Consider the following 3,334-nt stretch of genomic DNA (forward strand, 5'->3'; position numbering starts at 1 on the left):
TTTAGACGCACACTCAAGTGCCAGTTGCTTGATATCGTAGTTTGGATCTTGTGGCTGGTGGTTCAAACCATCTTTGATAGCAAAGACCAGTTTAGGGAACACGGCTGTTTTACGGTTCTTACCTAAGCCTGCAATGCGATTCTTCAAGATAGATTGCTGAATCAGTTTCGAGCCCCAGCTTTCACCTAAACCAAAACCGAACGTAACGAATGGCGTTTGACCATTAGCGGTGTGCAGTGTGTTTACTTCGTATTCAAGAGATTGGAATGCGTCGTAACACTCTTTCTCAGTGCGAGAAATAGCAAACGCTTCTGGGCTGTGAATATCCCACTCTTTCGCTAACGATAAATGTTTCTCGTAACTTGCCATCACGTAAGGTTCTAAAACCTCATCGATACGGTTGATCGTTGTACCGCCGTAAATATGGCTCGCCACTTGTGCGATGATCTGCGCAGTTACCGCCGTTGCAGTAGAGATAGACTTAGGCGTATCGATTTCTGCGTTACCCATCTTGAAGCCATGCGTTAACATGCCTTTCAAGTCGATAAGCATACAGTTAAACATCGGGAAGAACGGTGCGTAGTCTAAATCGTGGTAGTGAATGTCTCCACACTCGTGAGCATGTACGATATCACGTGGCAAAATGTGAGTTTTCGCATAGTGTTTAGCCACGATACCCGCCAACAGGTCACGCTGAGTTGGGATAACTTTGCCATCTTTGTTCGCATTTTCATTGATTAGATCAACATTGCTTTCTTCGATCAAACCTTCGATTTCACGAGTTAAAGCGCTTTGCTTTTCACGTGCGATATCGCGATCATGACGATATTCGATGTATGCGCGTGCTAAAGACTTATATGGTCCCTGCATCAGCTCATTCTCGACCATGGTTTGAATTTCAGAGATATGAACTTCATCGTAGTCTTCGAGCTTCAACTCAACTGCTAATGCCACATTCAATGCATAAATAGCAATTTCCTTATCGGTTTTGTCTGATGCTGCTTCCACTGCAGCCTGGATGCGATCTCTACTGAATGGAGCTCTTGAGCCATCACGCTTGATTACGATTGATTTCACCACTTCTCCTTACTCTTGAGGTATTCACAGACTTATCCACAAACACACTATATAGAGCGATTTACCGTTAAACTAACACTAGATATTGTGGCGTATTTAACGAGAACCACCAAACTTGAGTATTGATTTGGATCAATAAAAAGAGAACGCTGACTAAGATCAATTCAATATTATTACGCTAGTTCTCAACTCGAAAAGAAACAATGTAACAATAAAAAAACTGCTAAAAAGAGTTGAATTTTTGGTAAGTGTTGTAGGATAACGGCTCATCAATATTGGTCGACAAATTTAGGGATATTTGGGATGAAACGACTACAAAAGTGGTTAATGTTAGGCTGCCTAATCGGTAACCAAGCAATTGCTGAACCTTTAACCATATCCAGTTGGAATATCGAATGGTTATCAACCAACGAGGCTGTGAATAAGTTTTCTGATAAACGAGATCAAGCCGACTTCGATCAACTCGGAGCCTATTTTCAATCCTTAAACGCCGATGTGGTTGCGTTTCAAGAAGTCGATGACGTAAATGCCATTCAGCGAGTGGCTGGTGATCAATATCAGATCTTAATGTCTGACCGTGCGCTACCTAAGAACAGCAACCACCAATTTAAAAAAGTGAACCAATACACGGGGTTTGCAGTTCGAAAAGGAGTAGCCCTCACCGACTACGCTGACTTTCCACTTGAAGCCTCGTCCAACAGTAAACTTAGATTTGCTAGCTATATCGTTATAAAGACAGAGACTAAACCCATTCACATGCTATCTGTTCATTTAAAGGCAGGATGCAGTGGTGCTTATAAGTCCAACCGCGATTGCTCACGTTTAAAAGAGCAAGCTCAGCAATTGAACAAATGGATAAAGCAAAGAGAGCGCAATAACGAAGACTACGCCATTCTTGGCGACTTTAACCATAACCTCGCATACTCACGAGATTGGATGTGGAAAGAGTTAACACAATATACTGATGCGCAGTTAGCGACACAAAAGACACGCGCAGACTGCAAAGTACGCTCTAACCGCAACAACCATCGCACGCATCAGTTCCGCTCTGTTATTGATCATATTGTGGTAAGTAAATCATTGAACGCAGATCCTGCGAAACAACAAGTATTCAACACACAAGATGTTCTGGACTATAAACTCAGCGACCACTGTCCAGTTTCAACGACCATCAATTAATTGTTGTAGATCTAAAAAGAGGCCGACTGGCTATAGAGTTAAAGCGAGTCGACCTCTCAAATACTTATATCAAGCCAATTAGACACATGATAGGTTTACCCTAACAGGTTTTATTCGTTCAACCTGCAAGCCACATTCCCACCAGCATGCTTATCATAAATACCCACACGGTTGGGTTACCGCCACTGAGACTAGTTACCGCAGGCCCTGGACAAAAGCCTGCAAGCCCCCAACCGAGTCCAAACGCTGTTGAACCTAAAACTAGCTTTCTGTCGATTATTGGATTGTTACGGCTATCTAACGGCTCGCCATTGATTGCTTTAGCGCGCTTTTTAATGACTAGATGATAAAACGGAGCGAATACCAGTAGCGCACCGCCCATGACGAATGCCAAGCTGATGTCCCAATCGCCAGCCACATCTAAGAAGCCAAGTACTTTGTTCGGGTCAACCATACCTGAGATGATCATACCCGAGCCAAACAAGATCCCAGCTAATAAACCAACAATAATAGCAAATGAAGAGTTTTTCATTACGCCCCCAATCCCATCAGGTTCTTGATAAGCACGGTTGCTATTGCCACACCCATGAATACACACGTTGCGATAATTGAACGCTTAGACAAACGCGCCATTCCTACAATGCCATGTCCACTAGTACAACCATTCGCTGTTTTAGTGCCAAATCCAACTAACAGACCAGCGATAACCACCACTACGAGATTCATCTCTTCCAATTGTGGGAGTTGGTAACCGGTAGGAATCAACAACCAACCACTTATGACCATTCCAACTACAAATGCGATGCGCCATTGCTTTTCCGTTTTTTCTGTATCCGTGCTTTTGCTTTCTTTGTTACTGATGCGAACAGGCAATAATCGACTGACAATTCCGCTAATACCAGCGACTCGACCAATCCCGAGCATTAACACAATAGCCGACATGCCCAACAGCATGCCGCCGAAAAAGGCATTCCAAGGAATCAAACTCAACACAGACCTCTCCTATCCACAAACATCATAACTTTCCATTACGGTAAATTAGAGCTTACTAATAAATATAAATTAGTCAATGCTAATG

4 protein-coding genes are annotated in these 3,334 nt (G+C 43.0%); 1 reads left to right on the forward strand and 3 read right to left on the reverse strand.

Annotated features, from left to right (window positions below):
* A partial coding sequence (gene nrdD / locus BCT81_RS23960; RefSeq protein ID WP_241908268.1) for an anaerobic ribonucleoside-triphosphate reductase occupies nt 1–1,077 on the reverse strand: 1,077 nt, incomplete at its 3' end.
* A gap of 303 nt (nt 1,078–1,380) precedes the next feature.
* Here nrdD and BCT81_RS23965 point away from each other — a divergent pair.
* Nucleotides 1,381–2,256, forward strand: coding sequence for an endonuclease/exonuclease/phosphatase family protein (locus BCT81_RS23965; protein WP_102426091.1), 876 nt, complete (start codon nt 1,381–1,383; stop codon nt 2,254–2,256).
* A 118-nt stretch (nt 2,257–2,374) separates the two neighbouring features.
* On the opposite strand, the gene BCT81_RS23970 is transcribed toward BCT81_RS23965, so the two are convergent.
* Together BCT81_RS23970 and BCT81_RS23975 are read right to left on the reverse strand one after the other, a co-directional pair.
* Nucleotides 2,375–2,788 carry a YeeE/YedE family protein gene (locus tag BCT81_RS23970; RefSeq protein ID WP_102426092.1) on the reverse strand — a complete coding sequence of 138 codons (414 nt, stop codon included), beginning with the start codon at nt 2,786–2,788 and terminating at the stop codon, nt 2,375–2,377.
* The gene (locus tag BCT81_RS23975; RefSeq protein ID WP_102426093.1) at nt 2,788–3,249 is read right to left on the reverse strand and encodes a YeeE/YedE family protein; all 462 of its coding nucleotides are present in this window, start codon (nt 3,247–3,249) and stop codon (nt 2,788–2,790) included. The genes BCT81_RS23970 and BCT81_RS23975 overlap by 1 nt, the downstream gene beginning before the upstream one ends.
* Nucleotides 3,250–3,334 lie beyond the last annotated feature (85 nt).

The sequence above is a fragment of the Vibrio sp. 10N.261.52.A1 genome, from assembly GCF_002876325.1.
Classification (GTDB): domain Bacteria; phylum Pseudomonadota; class Gammaproteobacteria; order Enterobacterales; family Vibrionaceae; genus Vibrio; species Vibrio chagasii.